This is a genomic window from uncultured Streptococcus sp., assembly GCF_963456385.1.
GTDB lineage: Bacteria > Bacillota > Bacilli > Lactobacillales > Streptococcaceae > Streptococcus.
This window is the reverse complement of sequence record NZ_CAUOLF010000011.1, coordinates 36,935-52,443: the sequence shown is the minus strand read 5'-3', so window position 1 is coordinate 52,443 and position 15,509 is coordinate 36,935. Positions and strand designations below refer to the sequence as shown.

At 47.8% G+C, this 15,509-nt stretch carries 13 protein-coding genes; 2 read left to right on the top strand and 11 right to left on the bottom strand.

Features of this window, described 5'->3' with window-relative positions; translation table 11 throughout:
- Positions 1 to 10 precede the first annotated feature (10 nt).
- Positions 11 to 1,522 carry a 4-alpha-glucanotransferase gene (gene malQ, locus RP262_RS06035; protein ID WP_002908474.1) on the bottom strand — a complete coding sequence of 504 codons (1,512 nt, stop codon included), beginning with the start codon at positions 1,520 to 1,522 and terminating at the stop codon, positions 11 to 13.
- 436 nt (positions 1,523 to 1,958) lie between these two features.
- Here malQ and RP262_RS06030 point away from each other — a divergent pair, with 436 nt between their 5' ends.
- Both RP262_RS06030 and pulA read left to right on the top strand, forming a co-directional pair.
- A complete protein-coding gene (locus tag RP262_RS06030) occupies positions 1,959 to 2,942 on the top strand; it encodes a LacI family DNA-binding transcriptional regulator (protein WP_311154573.1) in 984 nt (327 codons plus the stop codon).
- Positions 2,943 to 3,059: 117 nt separating this feature from the next.
- Positions 3,060 to 5,135 (top strand): type I pullulanase, encoded by a 2,076-nt coding sequence (gene pulA / locus RP262_RS06025; protein WP_311154572.1) that lies wholly within the window; start codon positions 3,060 to 3,062, stop codon positions 5,133 to 5,135.
- A 43-nt stretch (positions 5,136 to 5,178) separates the two neighbouring features.
- On the opposite strand, the gene thrC is transcribed toward pulA, so the two are convergent.
- The 10 genes from thrC to RP262_RS05975 all read right to left on the bottom strand — a co-directional run bounded on the left by thrC (position 5,179) and on the right by RP262_RS05975 (position 15,377).
- Positions 5,179 to 6,663 carry a threonine synthase gene (gene thrC, locus RP262_RS06020; protein WP_311154571.1) on the bottom strand — a complete coding sequence of 495 codons (1,485 nt, stop codon included), beginning with the start codon at positions 6,661 to 6,663 and terminating at the stop codon, positions 5,179 to 5,181.
- A 112-nt stretch (positions 6,664 to 6,775) separates the two neighbouring features.
- Positions 6,776 to 7,873 carry a LysM domain-containing protein gene (locus tag RP262_RS06015; protein WP_125383036.1) on the bottom strand — a complete coding sequence of 366 codons (1,098 nt, stop codon included), beginning with the start codon at positions 7,871 to 7,873 and terminating at the stop codon, positions 6,776 to 6,778.
- 433 nt (positions 7,874 to 8,306) lie between these two features.
- Entirely contained in the window at positions 8,307 to 8,930 is a 624-nt protein-coding gene (locus RP262_RS06010; protein ID WP_002894455.1) for a V-type ATP synthase subunit D, read from the bottom strand.
- On the bottom strand, positions 8,927 to 10,321 hold the full coding sequence (locus RP262_RS06005; RefSeq protein ID WP_002908469.1) for a V-type ATP synthase subunit B: 1,395 nt from the start codon (positions 10,319 to 10,321) through the stop codon (positions 8,927 to 8,929). Before RP262_RS06005 ends, RP262_RS06010 begins: the two co-directional genes overlap by 4 nt.
- Positions 10,308 to 12,098, bottom strand: a complete 1,791-nt coding sequence (locus RP262_RS06000) for a V-type ATP synthase subunit A (RefSeq protein ID WP_002908466.1) — start codon at positions 12,096 to 12,098, stop codon at positions 10,308 to 10,310. Before RP262_RS06000 ends, RP262_RS06005 begins: the two co-directional genes overlap by 14 nt.
- Positions 12,099 to 12,262: 164 nt before the next feature.
- The gene (locus RP262_RS05995) at positions 12,263 to 12,958 is read right to left on the bottom strand and encodes a GNAT family N-acetyltransferase (RefSeq protein ID WP_002908465.1); all 696 of its coding nucleotides are present in this window, start codon (positions 12,956 to 12,958) and stop codon (positions 12,263 to 12,265) included.
- Positions 12,959 to 12,965: 7 nt separating this feature from the next.
- Positions 12,966 to 13,286: a V-type ATP synthase subunit F gene (locus tag RP262_RS05990; protein WP_002908464.1), complete on the bottom strand. Its 321-nt coding sequence runs from the start codon at positions 13,284 to 13,286 to the stop codon at positions 12,966 to 12,968.
- Positions 13,273 to 14,286, bottom strand: coding sequence for a V-type ATPase subunit (locus RP262_RS05985; RefSeq protein WP_311154570.1), 1,014 nt, complete (start codon positions 14,284 to 14,286; stop codon positions 13,273 to 13,275). The genes RP262_RS05990 and RP262_RS05985 overlap by 14 nt, the downstream gene beginning before the upstream one ends.
- 10 nt (positions 14,287 to 14,296) lie before the next feature.
- Complete coding sequence (locus RP262_RS05980; RefSeq protein WP_311154569.1) at positions 14,297 to 14,887, bottom strand: hypothetical protein; 591 nt, start codon at positions 14,885 to 14,887, stop codon at positions 14,297 to 14,299.
- 10 nt (positions 14,888 to 14,897) lie between these two features.
- Positions 14,898 to 15,377, bottom strand: a complete 480-nt coding sequence (locus RP262_RS05975; protein WP_311154568.1) for a V-type ATP synthase subunit K — start codon at positions 15,375 to 15,377, stop codon at positions 14,898 to 14,900.
- Positions 15,378 to 15,509 lie beyond the last annotated feature (132 nt).

Sequence of the window (15,509 nt, the reverse complement as noted above, 5' to 3'; positions counted from 1 at the left end):
TAACTATTCTTTATTTGTTAATTAAATCGGTATTCATACGACGGTAAGTCTTGGTCAAGCTGTAAAGCTCACCTTCGACAATTGGATTCAGCTCTTCAGCTGTCATCCGCCAAGTCCAGTTACCACCAATTGTGGATGGATAGTTCATCCGTGCTGCACTGTCTAATTCCAGTAGGTCTTGCATGGTCGCAATGGCCATAAAGCTGACTGAAGCAAAGATTGTGCGCAGCATTGCATGAGGTACTGTTTCGTACTCCTTACGGTTGGTGTACTGTGCCATGTACTGGCGAGTAGCGTCGTCAATCTCATCCTTGTACCAGCCCAGAACAGTATTGTTATCATGGGTTCCTGTATACATGACTGAGTTGTTTGGCGCTAGATGCGGACTGTCGATACTTTCATCATCAGGATTGAAGGCAAATTGCAAGATCTTCATTCCTGGGAAACCAGTACGCTCACGCAGTTCAATCACTTCATCCGTCATAAAGCCTAGATCTTCTGCGATGATATTCAAATCACCCAAGGCTTCCTTGACTGCAGCAAAGAGCTTGTAGTCTGGGCCTTTAACCCATTTACCAGTAGCAGATGTATCTGAGTCAGCAGGCACTTCCCAGTAAGACTCAAAGCCGCGGAAGTGGTCGATACGGACAATGTCGTAAATCTTGAAGCTTTCGCGCAGGCGCTCAATCCACCAAGCATAGCCATCTTTATCCATCGCTTCCCAGTCATAGATAGGATTGCCCCAAAGCTGGCCAGTTTCTGAAAATTCATCTGGCGGGCAGCCTGCCACACAGGTCGGCTTGCCAACAGCGTCCGTCTTAAAGAAGTGCGGCTGTGCCCAGACATCAGCACTGTCAGCTGCCACATAGATTGGCATATCTCCGACAATCTCGATGTGATGTTCATTCGCATAGGCTTTTAATCTTAACCACTGCTTAAAGAAGAGATACTGGGTCACACGATGGTAGGTCAGCTTGTCAGCCAGCTTCTCACGATAAGAAGCGAGACTAGCAGCATCACGGCGGCGGATGGCTTCATCCGGCCACTCTGTCCAAGCTAGATTATCAAAATGCTCTTTGATAGCCATGTATTCAGCGAAAACTTCCAACCAAACTGCATTTTGCTCTACAAAGCTCTCATAGTCAGATAGATCATCTGCTTTTAAGAAGCGAGCTACCGCTTTTTCCATGATTGGACGGCGAGCATCGAAAATCTTTGCATAATCCACTTTTCTAGGATCATCTCCAAAATCAGCTCCCTTGACATCTGCCTCGGTTAACAAACCTTCTTCTATCAGAATATCAAAATCGATAAAGTAGGTATTTCCCGCAAAAGCAGAGAAAGACTGATAAGGAGAATCCCCATAACTGGTCGTTCCCAGTGGCAAAATCTGCCAATAGCGCTGCTTGGTGCGAACCAAGAAGTCTACAAAATCATAAGCACTTTGGCCAAAAGATCCGATACCGTACTTGCCCGGAAGGGATGAAATGTGCATGAGCACGCCGCTTTGACGTTTTTTCATTTTGTCACCTCGTTATTTTTTCCTCTACGCCTTTTCATTTTTACTTAATGCAAACGTTTGCGTCGACTTGATTATAACCTATTTTTTTTTTTAGTGCAAGGGGTTTTTGAGATTTTTTTCAATTTATTGGTTAATGGATATAATGCTCTTTTAGGACTCTCTTACAGCCCCAATTATTTACCGTTTTTCTCTTCTTGCAAGCGTTCTCTTTTTGTGTTAAAATGTTCTTACAAACAGAAAACGTTTGCGTTTACTGAGAAACTGCTTTATACTTGTTTTTTCGACCATCATAGTTAAGCAAAATCACTGGTTATAAGAACCATTTTGGGCAGAGGTTTGCATGACTCTTAGAAAGCAAGTGCTTCTACTAGTAGATTTAAAATAGTTGATATTATAGAAAGGATTTCCAGCAAATGCAGGCCTTTAGGAGGTTTTTATGCGAGTTACTATCAAAGAAGTCGCAAAACTAGCAGGCGTGTCGCCCTCTACCGTGACCCGCGTCGTACAAAACAAATCAACCATCAGTGAAGAAACCAAAAAACGGGTCCGTGCTGCTATGAAGGAGCTGGACTATCATCCCAACCTCAATGCCAGAAGTCTGGTCAGCCAGTCCAGCCAAGTCATCGGCTTGGTCCTGCCGGACGACTCAGATTTCTTCTATCAAAACCCTTTTTTCCCAACTGTATTGCGGGGGATTTCTCAGATTGCTTCTGACTATGACTATGCCATCCAGATCAGCACTGGGCAAGATGAAGAGCACCGCTTGGAAAATATGAAGCAGATGATTTTAGGAAAGCGAGTAGACGGACTGATCTTCCTTTATTCTAAGCAGGACGATCCTTTGGTCGACTTTGCAGTCAGAAACAACTTCCCCTTCCTTATCCTTGGGAAAGCTGTCTCACCTTTCATCTCTCTGGTGGACAATGACAATATCAAGGCTGGCTACGACGCGACCAGATACTTCCTTGACAAGGGCTATCGAAAAATCGCCTTTCTGGCCGGGAATAAGGAGTTGGTCGTTTCTCAAGATCGTTACACAGGCTACAAGCAAGCTCTGAATGAAGCAGACCGGCCTTTGGATGATCGCATTATCAAATTTGCTTTCGGTTTCCTTCTGGAAGACAACAGTTACAAGATTATGGAGGAGTTACCGCTGGATGAGATTGAAGCTATTGTGACATCTGATACGCTGGTAGCAGAAGGAGCCCTGCACTATCTCAAAGATCAGGACTACCAGATTCCCATTATCACCTTTGACTCTATCAAACCGCGCATCGATGTGGATGCCTATATTGATATCAATGCCCTCGAGCTTGGGAAAGAGTCTTTCCGGACCCTCTTCCAAATCATCAAGGACAATAAAGAAGACAAGCAAATCTGCTATCGCCAGCTGATTCCGCATAGCATCAGCACTCGCTAATCCGAGTGTTTTTGCTCATTCATCAACGATTCACATATCGGCCTTGTCCCAACCAGGGCAGAGCCCTAAACTCAAAACAATTACCCGAAGAGAAACTGACAAAGAAAGAGGAAAAACATGGCCTTTCGTATTTTTCAAGCCTATTTAGATGACGAAAACATCATCACCATCGAACTGGAAAAGAGCTTTGATGCCTACTCCATCCACTTTACACTGGAAGACAAGCACAGCTCCAGCCCTTTAACTATCAAAAACATCAACAATCAGGAAGAGCGGATTATCTACACCGTGTCGGCTAATGAGCCCATTGACCTGACGCAGTCCTACAAGGTCTATGACCAAGACCGCAACCATACCGACCTGCAGTACCGCCATATCGTGAAAAAGCCTATTTTCGATGAGATTTTTGACTATGCAGGCGACGATTTAGGAGCTCAGTACAGTCCCCAAGCCACCGACTTCAGACTCTGGGCACCTATTTCCGAAAAAGTCCTCCTGCATCTGAAAGACCAGGTTCACCATCTCAAACGTCTGGATAGGGGAGTCTGGCATACCCGAATCGAAGGAGATTTAGAGGGAGCCTCCTATTCTTATCTCCATAAGATTAATGGCATGTGGGTTGAAGTCCACGATCCCTACGCCCTATCCTCAGATGTCAATTCGGGAAACAGCTATGTCATCGATCTAGACAAGATTAAAAAGCCTATCAAACGAGCAAAAACACAGCTGAATCCGACAGAAGCCGTCATTTATGAAATGAGCGTCCGCGATTTTTCTATGCAGAAAGAAGCTGGTTTCTCCTATCCTGGGAAGTTTACCTCGCTAAGCGAATCTCCAGTCGTCCACGGTCAGAAGTTTGGTCTGGACTATCTGAAAGAGCTAGGTATCAGCCACGTGCAGCTTCTGCCTGTCTACGATTTTGGCAGCGTTGATGAAAAGCATCCTGAGCTCGTCTACAACTGGGGCTACGATCCTGTCCAGTACAATGTCCCAGACGGCAGTTTTGCCAGCGACCCACGAGACCCCTATGCCCGTATCATAGAGCTACAGGCGGCCATTACTGCCTTCCACAATGCTGATATCAGCGTCATCATGGACGTGGTCTACAATCATGTCTATGATGCCAACAGCTATGCTTTTGAAAAAATCGTTCCTGGCTATTTTTTCCGACTCAATGACATGGGCTACCGGACTAACGGAACCTTCTGCGGCAATGATGTAGCCAGTGAGAAGGCCATGGTCCGCCGCTATATCAAGCAGTCGGTCAAACAATGGGTCAGCCTCTATGGCTTTGACGGTTTCCGCTTTGATCTGATGGGGATTTTAGATATCCAAACCATGCAGCAGATAGCTGGCGAACTCAAGACGCTCTATCCTAACATCTACCTCTACGGCGAAGGCTGGCAGATGGATACTGGGCTGGCAAGTGAACGTTTGGCTCATCAGTACAATGCTGCCCAGCTGCCAGATTATGGGTTCTTCAGCGACCATTTCCGTGACAGTCTCAAGCAGACCATCGCTCAAGGCCGGCAAACCGAGAGTAAGACTCCTGCCAGTCAGCTTGAAAATGTCCTGACAGCCAATGTTGGTCTAAAAGGCGAGGCCCACTTCACTGCGCCCCAGCAGGCTATTAATTATGTCGAGTGCCATGACAATGCAACGGTTTTTGATTACTTTGATATCGTCAACCCTGCTATCACCTTGCGGGATCGGCTGGCCAATTCGCGGCTGGCTCTCCATCTCGTCCTCCTAGCTCAGGGCGTGCCCTTTATCCACAGCGGTCAGGAATTTTTCCGGACTAAAAATTTGATTGATAACACCTACAATATGCCTGACGAAATCAATAAACTAGACTGGCTGCGCTCCCTGCATTACACAGAGGATATTGCTTTTCTTAAAAAGCTGATTGCCTTTCGCAGAGCACATCCGCTGCTGCATCTAAAAACCAGCGCCGCTATCAAGCAAGCCTGTCAGGTCAACTGGCTGACAGACAGTTTATTGGAGTACAAAATTCAAGACAGGAAAGAAAGTATGACAATCGTCATCAACTTTGGCAACCAAGAGGCTGTCTACGAAAACAAAAACAAGCAAAAGCTGCACCTTCAATACCCAGCCATTGATGCCCAAAAACCAATCGCACCACTAGCTGACAGTTACAGCCTAGCTGGCAAGCAGTTGATTGTGTTAAAATAGATTATAAAACATCAGCCAATGAATAAGCTGATGTTTTCGTTTTTTATAATCCCAAATAATCCTCAACTGCTGCCTGCATTTGGTCTGCAGCGACCGTCGTTTTGTGGCGCACTGGGGCTGTTTCTAAGCCGTCCACAGCTGGTGGCAAGGCTACGCCAGAAAGTTCGTGCAGTTGGTCCAAAGCCTCGAAGTCACTAAGTCCTGACTGACCAGTCACAGCCTCAACAGCCACGACTGGGAATTTATAAGGGCTAGCGGTAGACGCGATAACAGTCTTGCGCTGATCACCTGTCTCTGCCAAGTATTTTTGATAGACAGCGGACGCAACGGCTGTATGAGGATCTTCGATGTAGTCAGATGCCTGATAGACCCGCTTGATTTCAGTTGCTGTTTCTTCTTCTGTCGCATAATCAGCCGCAAAGAGCTCTAAAATCCCAGCGTCAAAGTCCGTTAGTTCATACTGTCCATGCTCATTCAGAGCCGCCATCAGGGCAGCTGTTTTCTCTGCGCTGTTACCAGACAGATGGAAAATCAAGCGCTCCAAGTTAGAGGAAACCAGAATATCCATGGATGGACTAGACGTCACCTTAAAGCTCCGCTTCTTGTCATAAACCTGAGTCTTGAAGAAGTCGGTCAGGACATTGTTCTCATTCGATGCGCAGATTAGCTTGCCAACTGGCAGACCGATTTGCTTGGCATAGTAGGCCGCCAGGATATTACCAAAGTTCCCTGTCGGAACGGTAAAGTTGACCTTGTCTCCTGCTGTGATTTCTCCCGCCTTCACTAGCTGAGCATAGGCATAGACATAGTAAACAATCTGCGGCACCAAACGGCCGATATTCATGGAGTTAGCTGATGAAAACTGCAGTTTGTGCTCCAAGAGACGAGCTCGTAGGTCTGTGTCATTGAACATGTGCTTGACATTAGTCTGGGCATCGTCAAAGTTGCCATCAATAGCCACCACATGCGTATTGGCACCTGTCTGTGTCGTCATTTGCAGCTCTTGGACCTTGCTGACACCGTCTTTCGGATAAAAGACGATAATCTCAGTTCCTGGAACATCCGCAAAGCCTGCCATAGCCGCCTTGCCTGTGTCGCCAGAAGTCGCCGTCAAAATGACAATTTTGTTTTCCAAGCCGTGCTTTTTAGCTGCAGTTGTCATCAGATGAGGCAGGATGGACAAAGCCATGTCCTTGAAGGCAATAGTCGCTCCGTGGAAAAGTTCTAGATTATACTGACCATCCAGCTTGACCAAGGGAGCAATAGCCGCATCATCAAACTTGCTGTCGTAGGCATGGTTGATACAGTAGTCCAGCTCTGCTTCAGAAAAATCATCCAAAAATGCAGACAAAACCAGCTTGGCTACTTCCTGATAAGAAGCGTCTTTGAGCTTGGCAAAGTCCAAATCGACCTGCGGATAGGTAATGGGCGTAAAGAGCCCGCCATCTGTTGCCAAGCCTTGTAGAATCGCCTGGCTGGCTGTTACTCTATTCTTTTCGTCGCGTGTTGATTGATAAACTAAGGTCATTCTCTCTCATCCTTTATCTGTAGTTCGCTTTATTATACCAAAATTTATCAGAAAATTCTCGCCTTTTCACAGAGAATATCAGAAAAAGCCCATTTCTGGGCTTGTATCCATCTTATTCATTCATAGATACGTGAACGTGGTCGTAGTGGTTTTCGGTTACGCTGCCACGGTCTGGCATTTGGTTCCAAGTGTTAGCTGGTCCATAAATGCTTTCAAATGGTGCATAGAACTGTTGCTGCCAGATAACGTAAGAGATTCCTCTTTCAGTCATGTTAGAAGTAACATCGGCTGCGACCTGGTTTCCTAATTCAGTATTCTCACCAACGATAAAGTCAGCTGCCAAGCCCTTACCATGATCTCCGCTATCACCTGGGCGGTAAAGACTAAATTCTGTAATGCCATATTTAGCTGCTATCTCTTCTTTCAGAGCAGCAGTCTGTGGCTGAAGACCTTCATTAGCAGGATTGTTAGTCGTCACGCTAGCAGCATCTGTTACAGCTGGAGCATTGTAAGTTGTTGGCTCAACAGCGGCAGTTGCTTGACTGACTTGGTCTTGGCCTAATTCAGTAGCTTCTGGAGCCGCCTCTGCTGGAGCTGCTGGACTTGCAGCAACTACTGGCTGTGGCGCTGCCTCTACAGGAGCGGCTGCATTTGCTTCCGCAGCTGGGGCTGCTTCACTTGCAACTTCTGCTACTGGGGCAGGAGCTTCTTCAGCAGGCGCTGGTGCTTGGTCTGCTGGAGCTGCAACAGCTTCCTCAGCAGCCGGAGCTGGAGTTTCTGCTGCTTGAGCCGGTGCCGCTGGAGCGGCTTCTTCAGCACCAAAAATATCGCTAGCTGTATAATCTTCCGTTACCAATCCTGCATTATTGCCTGCTTGGTAGCTTTTGATTTCTACAGAGGTGATTTCGTTTTGTCCATTTGTTGTAATGGTCAAAACAGTACCTGGGAAAATCAAGTCTGCATTGGCAATTTGATTGATTTTAGCCAAATCAACAAGATCAATGTTCATCGCTTGAGCGATATTTCCCAAAGTGTCTCCATATTGAACAGTGTATGTTTGTTGGTTTTCATTGCTCGTAATATCTGCTTTAATTTGCTCAACTGTTCTAGCAGTCCAGTTTTGTGGCTGCTCCTCAGCTCGCGTTGTCAACAAAGGCAATGCTGACAAAGCAACAGTTGAAGCCAAAAGTAATTTCTTATTCATTTTCATATGCAAAATGCACCTTCCTAATCATTCATGATACGAAAACCATCTTACCATAATTTTTCTAAGAAAAAAGCCTTTTTCGACCTATTTAACAAAACTGTCCGCCCTTTGTAATATGGAGATTTTTTTGTAACATATAAAAAATGGCAGTAAGCAAAAGAACCCCGTTTAGAGAGGTTCTGTTTCTTTTGGACTTATTTAAACTCTTGGTATTCGGCTAAACTGAACCCGACCTAAGCTCTTGGCAAAAAAGATAAAATCCCTAGAAGCTATCGCTTCTTCGTCTATTTTTGCTGTGAATATATCTATTTACTCTGGCTTAGTTCAGCTAAATCGAACTACGGCTAAAAACTCGGAAAAAAGAGAACTGGACTTGGATTCATCGAATCCATCGTCCAGTTCCTATTTTTCAGTCGTTTTTTAACGCCTACGCATCTTACTTCACCTTCATCATTCGGACGAGGCTGGCTCGTTCGGCTTCTTCCAGCTTCATTTCGATGTAGTAGATGGTTTCTTTGAGGTCAGGGATGGTAGCATACTCTAGCCCGTTGACCCGACGGCGGGTTTTCTCGATTTCATCCGCCATGAGCTGGCAGCTTTTCTCAATCTCAGCCAGTCGCAGCAAGTCAGGAAGCAGATCGCTCATGCTTTCAATGGTTTCATCCATCTGGCTGTTAGACGCCACATAGCTATAAACCACGTCTCCCTCGTCATCACTATGCGGATTGTCAATATGAGCATGCATCTTGGGCACGCGCACACTCATGATATTCTCAGTCTCCACATGCAGATTGACCTCCCGCGTAGGGACGGCAAAAATCTCCTCGACCATGAGGTCGCTCTCCAGCGCCTTTGCCATGACAAAGTCCTGCAGGTGACCGACCAGAGCGGATTCGACCTTTTGGCGGAGCTGATTGTTCTCACGGACAGACTCAATGAAGCGCCGCATCAGCTCATCCCGCTTGTCCTTGAGCAATTTATGCCCACGGACAGCCGTTTTGAGACGGGCTTTTAAGTTATTCAGCTCCATCCGAGTCGGCTTGACATTGAGTCGCGTCATCTTTCTTCCTCCTTGGTTTGCGGCAGGTATTGATCAATCATATCGTCCTTGATCCGCTTGAGCTCCGTTCTAGGTAAGATGGACAGGAGTTCCCAGCCCAGATCCAAGCTTTCCTCGATGGTTCGGTTGTTCTGGAAACCTTGATTGATGTATTCCTGCTCGAAACGGTCAGTAAAGCGCACATAGAGCTTGTCCGTTTCGGACAGGGCAGATTCTCCCAGAACGACAGCTAACTCCTTGGCCTGCTTGCCTTGCGCATAGGCAGCAAATAGCTGATTCATAGTTGCGGCATGGTCACCTCTAGTCTTACCCTCACCTGAGCCCTTGTCCTTGAGACGGGACAGAGATGGCAGGACATTGATGGGCGGACGATAACCACTGTTGTAAAGGTCGCGTGAAAGGATAATCTGCCCCTCTGTAATATAACCCGTCAAGTCTGGAATCGGATGGGTAATGTCATCCTCTGGCATGGACAGGATCGGAATCTGAGTCACTGAGCCTTTCTTGCCGACCAGACGGCCAGCCCGCTCATAGAGGGTGGACAGGTTAGTATAGAGGTAACCCGGATACCCACGGCGGCCCGGCACTTCACGACGAGCTGCAGAAACTTCCCGCAGGGCTTCGCAATAGTTGGTCATGTCAGTCATGATGACCAGAACGTGCATGTCTTTTTCATAAGCTAGGTACTCAGCTGCTGTCAGGGCAATACGCGGCGTCGCAATCCGCTCAATAGCTGGGTCATTAGCCAGATTGATAAAGAGCACCGAGCGGTCAATGGCTCCCGTCTCCCGGAGGTCATTCATGAAGAACTCAGCTTCTTCAAAGGTAATCCCCATGGCAGCAAAGACCACGGCGAAGTTTTCATCAGAGTTAAGCACTGTGGCCTGACGGGCGATTTGAGCGGCTAATTCCTTGTGGGGCAGACCAGAGCCAGAGAATACTGGCAGTTTTTGTCCCCGAACCAAGGTATTGAGGTGGTCGATGGCCGAGATACCGGTCTGGATAAACTCATCCGGATAATCGCGAGCTATTGGATTGATGGCTTGACCGTCAATATCCAGATATTTCTCTGGCAAGATATCTGGCCCGCCATCAATTGGCTTGCCCATGCCATTGAAAATCCGTCCCACCATGTCTTCTGACACTGGTAGCTCTAGCGGATGGCCAGTAAAGCGAACCTTGGCTTTTTCCAGATTGATACCGCTAGATCCCTCAAAAAGCTGAACCATAGCCTTGTCTTCTTGAACTTCCAGAACCTGACCCTGACGCTTGCTGCCGTCATGTAGCTGGATTTCTACCAATTCATTGAAATGCACACCAGCGACTTGGTCGACAATCATCAGAGGGCCGACAACTTCACTGACGGTGCGGTATTCTTTAATGACGCTCATTGTCTAGTCCTCCTTGGGCAAGAATCTGGTGCAGGGTTTCCTCGATAGTCTGACTGAGAGCCTGAATTTTTTCCAGCTGGTCTTCGTGGATAAACTTGCTGCGGGCAATTCGGTCACGCAGCTCCACCGTTCCTTCCATAATTTCCCGGAAATAAGCCCCCAGCTCCAAGGCACGATTGGCCTCCGCATCGAAGGTTAGGATATTGCTCAATAAAGCCACCTGTTTTTTGAAAGAAGTATAGGTGTCAACTTCATCAAAGGCATTCTGCTGCAGATAGTCCTCACGAATCATCTTGGCTGCATTCATGGTCAGCCGGTCCTTTTCAGACAAGGAATCCAAGCCCACCAAACGCACGATTTCCTGCAGTTCGCTTTCCTTTTGCAGGATATTCATGGCCTTGGTCACCTTTTCTGCCCAAGCAATCTTCTCATGCTGGTCGATATAGGCTCCCACTTCGTCTAGGTAGAGCGAGTAAGAGCTCAGCCAGTTGATAGCTGGGAAATGCCGGCGTTGAGCCAGCTGGGCATCCAATCCCCAGAAGACCTTGACAATCCGCAGGGTATTTTGCGTCACCGGCTCAGAAATATCGCCACCCGGAGGTGATACGGCTCCAATAGCAGTAATAGATCCTTCTCGCGCAGACGAACCGAGCGTCTTGACCCGGCCAGCCCGCTCGTAGTACTCAGCAATCCGGCTGCCAAGATAGGCTGGATAACCTTCGTCACCTGGCATTTCTTCCAGACGGCCAGACATTTCCCGCAGGGCTTCTGCCCAGCGAGAGGTAGAGTCCGCCATGATGGCCACGGAGTAGCCCATGTCACGGAAGTATTCTGCGATCGTAATCCCTGTGTAAATTGATGCCTCCCGAGCCGCCACCGGCATATTGGAGGTGTTGGCAATCAGCACCGTCCGCTGCATGATGGACTGGCCAGTTGATGGGTCAATCAGTTCTGGAAATTCATTAAGTACGTCGGTCATCTCATTGCCACGCTCACCGCAGCCGACATAGATAACGATGTCAACATTGGCAAACTTGGCCACCTGATGCTGAACAACAGTCTTACCGGCTCCGAAAGGTCCTGGTACGGCTGCTGCTCCGCCCTTGGTCACTGGGAAGAAGGTATCAATGACCCGCTGACCTGTCACCAAGGGCTCAACTGGAATCAGCTTCTGAGCAAAAGGACGCCCACGACGGACCGGCCATTTTTGCATGAGAGTCCCTTTAAAGACAGACCCGTCCGCCTGCTCAATCTTGTAAACAGTTTCTTCAACAGTGAAACTGCCAGCCGAGATATTGGTCAAACGTCCACTGACACCGACCGGCACCATGATGCGGTGCTCCACCAGATTGGTCTCCTGCACTATTCCCAGAATATCGCCTGCCTCAACCGCATCTCCGACAGACAGACTTGGAACAAAATCCCACTTAGTCTCTCGGTCTAGATTTGGCAATTGGACACCGCGGACGAGGAAGTCGCTCGCCGTGATGGTTTGGAAACGCTCCAAAGGCCGCTGAATTCCGTCAAACATCTGGGAAATCAGGCCTGGTCCCAGTTCAACGGACAGAGGACTTCCAGTCGTGATGACTGGCTCTCCCGGACCCAAGCCAGAAGTTTCTTCATAAACCTGAATAGAAGCTTGGTCCCGCCGCATTTCGATAATTTCACCGATCAGCCCCAAATCGCCAACCCGGCAGATATCCTGAATATTCGCTTCCTGCATCCCTGATGCCAGCACCAGAGGACCAGAAACTTTGATAATCTTTCCTTGACTCACAATCTTCCTCCATTCTTGGGAGATTTTTCTTGTTTCTCAATGAAAATCTAAGCTCAAACTAAGCAACAGTTTGAATTTCATTTCCAAAGAGTATTTTTTGATTCTTGCCGCGAGTTTGAAATTCTTCTTAGCTAACTCTAGGGCAAGGATTGTTTCTTTTTATTTTAAAAATCAGATAAGGCTTTTATTTGCTGGCCCTTTTTGTCGAAATTGTCTGGGCTTAGCCATTTTTCTAGACGGCTCTTGACGGCCGGCCAATCCTTGTCAATCATGGACAGCCAGTCAGTATCTCGATTGCGCCCCTTATAGACTACCGCCTGACGAAACCTACCCTCATAGATGAAACCAAGCCGCTCTGCTGCCCGTCTTGAAGGCTGATTGAGGGAGTCGCATTTCCATTCATAGCGGCGATACTCCAGCCCTTCAAAGACATAGCGTGCCAGTAAGTACTGGGCTTCCGTAGCCAGTCTGGTGCGCTTCAGCTTGGGTGAATAGGTCACCGCTCCCACTTCGATAACGCGGTTATTTCGGTCAATCCTCATCAAGGCAAAAGTTCCTAGAGCCTTGCCGCTCTCCTTGTCCACAATCGCATAGTGGAAACGATCCTGTGCTGCCAGCATCTGATCTAGCTTCTGTGACCATTCTGCCTGATTTTGGGCAGGATTTTGGAAGAGATAGGTCCACATATCCGCAGGAGAATCTGGGCCATACACCTCATACAAATCCGCTCCATGCTTGTCCTTGGACAAACGCTCGATAATAACATACTGGCCTTCGATTCGCTCCAGATTGGGCAAGTCCCCCGGCTGAAAATCCGGCAGAGCATCCCCAATGGGTTGGCCTAGTTGATTGATTCGCATAAAAACCTCACAATATATCTTGTCCTACAGCCTTCTCGACATTTTCATGAATCCGCGAAAGAGCCAGTCCCGTGCTTCCCTTATGAGTAGGAATGAGCACAAGAGCTGGAATCTCCAGCTGGTCATAGTAGGACAGGGTTTCTGGAATATCCGCAGCCATATCCTCCGTCAGATAGATAATGCCGAAATCTTCACGAGCGAGCCTTCGCAGGGTATTGACCGTCTCCTGAGCTTCCTTCACTGGAAAGGTCTGAAAACCAATCAGCTTAAATGGGAGAATGGTGTCGCGATTCCCCACGACAGCAATCTTGTAGCTAGTCTTGTCCATAAATCGGTCGCATCCTTTCTCTGATAAGCTCTACCGGCAGCTGATTGTCCATACCTGTCAAAATCAGCCGCAGATTCTTGACTTCCAGCTCCTTGCCCAGCAGATAGCGGGCCAGAGGGAGCGGGCCATCTGTCTCAAACTGACCAGCCGCAAGCAACTTAGCCTGCAAGAGGTCCGCTAGATATTCTAACTCTACTGTCGTCAAGGTCTGGTTCCGCATTTTTTCCTCAAAGGAGCGCAGATCCAGATCGTAACCGCAGGGATTGATCTGGCTAAACCAAGTCAAGAAATCCCCCTGCTCTGCCATGGCAATCCAGTTGGCAGCAGAGAGGCTCCCTTCATCAGACAGGAGCTGCCTCATAAAGCTGCGCGGTTTTCCCAAGTCAACAGCCCGCTTAACGGTGATGGCATTATAAAAATCAATAGTCAGATTCACCAGCTGCAGCAGGCTCTCATCTTCCAACTCCTGTGTCAGACGCTTAAGATGCTGGAAATAAGCCATGTCCATGCCAATCTCCAGCACGCGCACATCCTGATAATCCTGGTATTCCTGCCAGGTCGCAAGCACCTCGTCCAGCATAAAATCTGGACAATACTCAGCCGAAAAGGCCATGACCAAGTGCTCTAAAACCTCCAGCGAATAGGTCCCCACTGGCATCAGCAAATGCTCCAAGGACTGACCTGTCGCCCGACCCTTGAGAAAAACTTTGAGATTGTGGTAGGTATAGCGGAGCGTGAAAATCTCCACTAACTCCTTACTTGGACTGATCTCAAGCGCCCAATTATAAACAGAATACAAATGCTTCATCAGTACTTGCTCAATGGCATTGAGATCCTTAATCGCTTCAGCATCCATGGCATAGACCGTTCCCTGCAGAAGAGCCAAACGGCTGGCAGCATCGTCAGTTTGCAGCAACTGATCATATTGCTGGGGCGTCAAAAAGGAAGCCTCCTGCACACTAATGGCTGTATTGACTTGAGAGAAGCTTGTTTCACTCATGGTCCGCCTCCTATTCTGCCTGGTCTTTGAAAATGTCCTGAGCCAGACGGTAGCTTTCCTCCTGCCAGACAGAGTCCAGCAAGTCGCGATAGAGATAACTATCATCCACTCTTCCTTGGCTCAATACAAAGCCTGCCTGACCGGCTATGGACTGGTCTGAAAAGTGTACTTGCGGAAAGGCTTTTTTCAAGTTTTCTAACTGGCTGGAGCTGAATTTCTCAGCTGATAGAGCACCGAAAGTCAGTGTCAACTTTTCCTCTGGATATTTGGCCAGGACACTCTTCAGAAAATGCTCCTCTTCAGCTGATGACCAAGCCATCATCTGAGCATAGGCTTCCTCAAAAAGCTCTCTGAGAACCCGTTGCTTGATGACCAGAGTAGACTGACGCTTTTGATTTTCCAGCTGCTGAATCTCACGCTGGCTGCGCCGGCTGATTTCTTTCAGCTGCTGCTCTCGCTGTCCAAGCTTTTGCCGAACCAGCTGGGCCTCACGTTCCTTGGCTTCCTGTTCAATTTTCTCAGTAGCCTCGGTCAAAAGCAGACGCCCCTTTTCGTGAGCCTGCTCCAAGACAGAAGCTTTGAGATCTGATATGTCAGACATAAAAGCCTCCTTACTTCACATTCAGAACCATGATGAAGGAAACAACGAAAGCCAAGATAGCGTAGGTTTCAACCATGGCCGCTAGGATAACCCCTTTCATGACCTCTTCTGGTCGCTTGGCCAAAATCTGAATACCAGCGGTTGCTACTCGTCCTTGATGCTTGGCTGAAAAGTAACCAACAATCGCAACTGGCAAAGCTGCTAGGAAATAAGCCACGCCTGATTGCAGAGCCAATTCTGGCTTGATATTAAAGAAGACGGTAATCCCGATAACAAAGCCGTAGAGACCTTGGGTACCTGGCAAAAGCTGCAGAATCAGAGCCTGAGCAAATTTTTCCGGCTGCTCTTTCAAGAGGGCTGCCGCTGCCTGACCAGTGCTTCCGACACCCAGAGCTGAGCCCATTCCGCTGAGAAAGACCGCCAATGCTACTCCCAGACCTGCAAAAAAGGCGCCGCCGTAAGTTCCAAAATATGATGCTAATTGTTCCATGATTTACTCCTATGAAAATGCTGTAATCGTCGTAAAACCAACAGCTAGTTAAATGAATGATACTTGTTTTGATGTTTTAGAAAGTGTTTTCCTAAAGATGAGCTTCTCATCTCTTATCCTAGTTCCTAATCT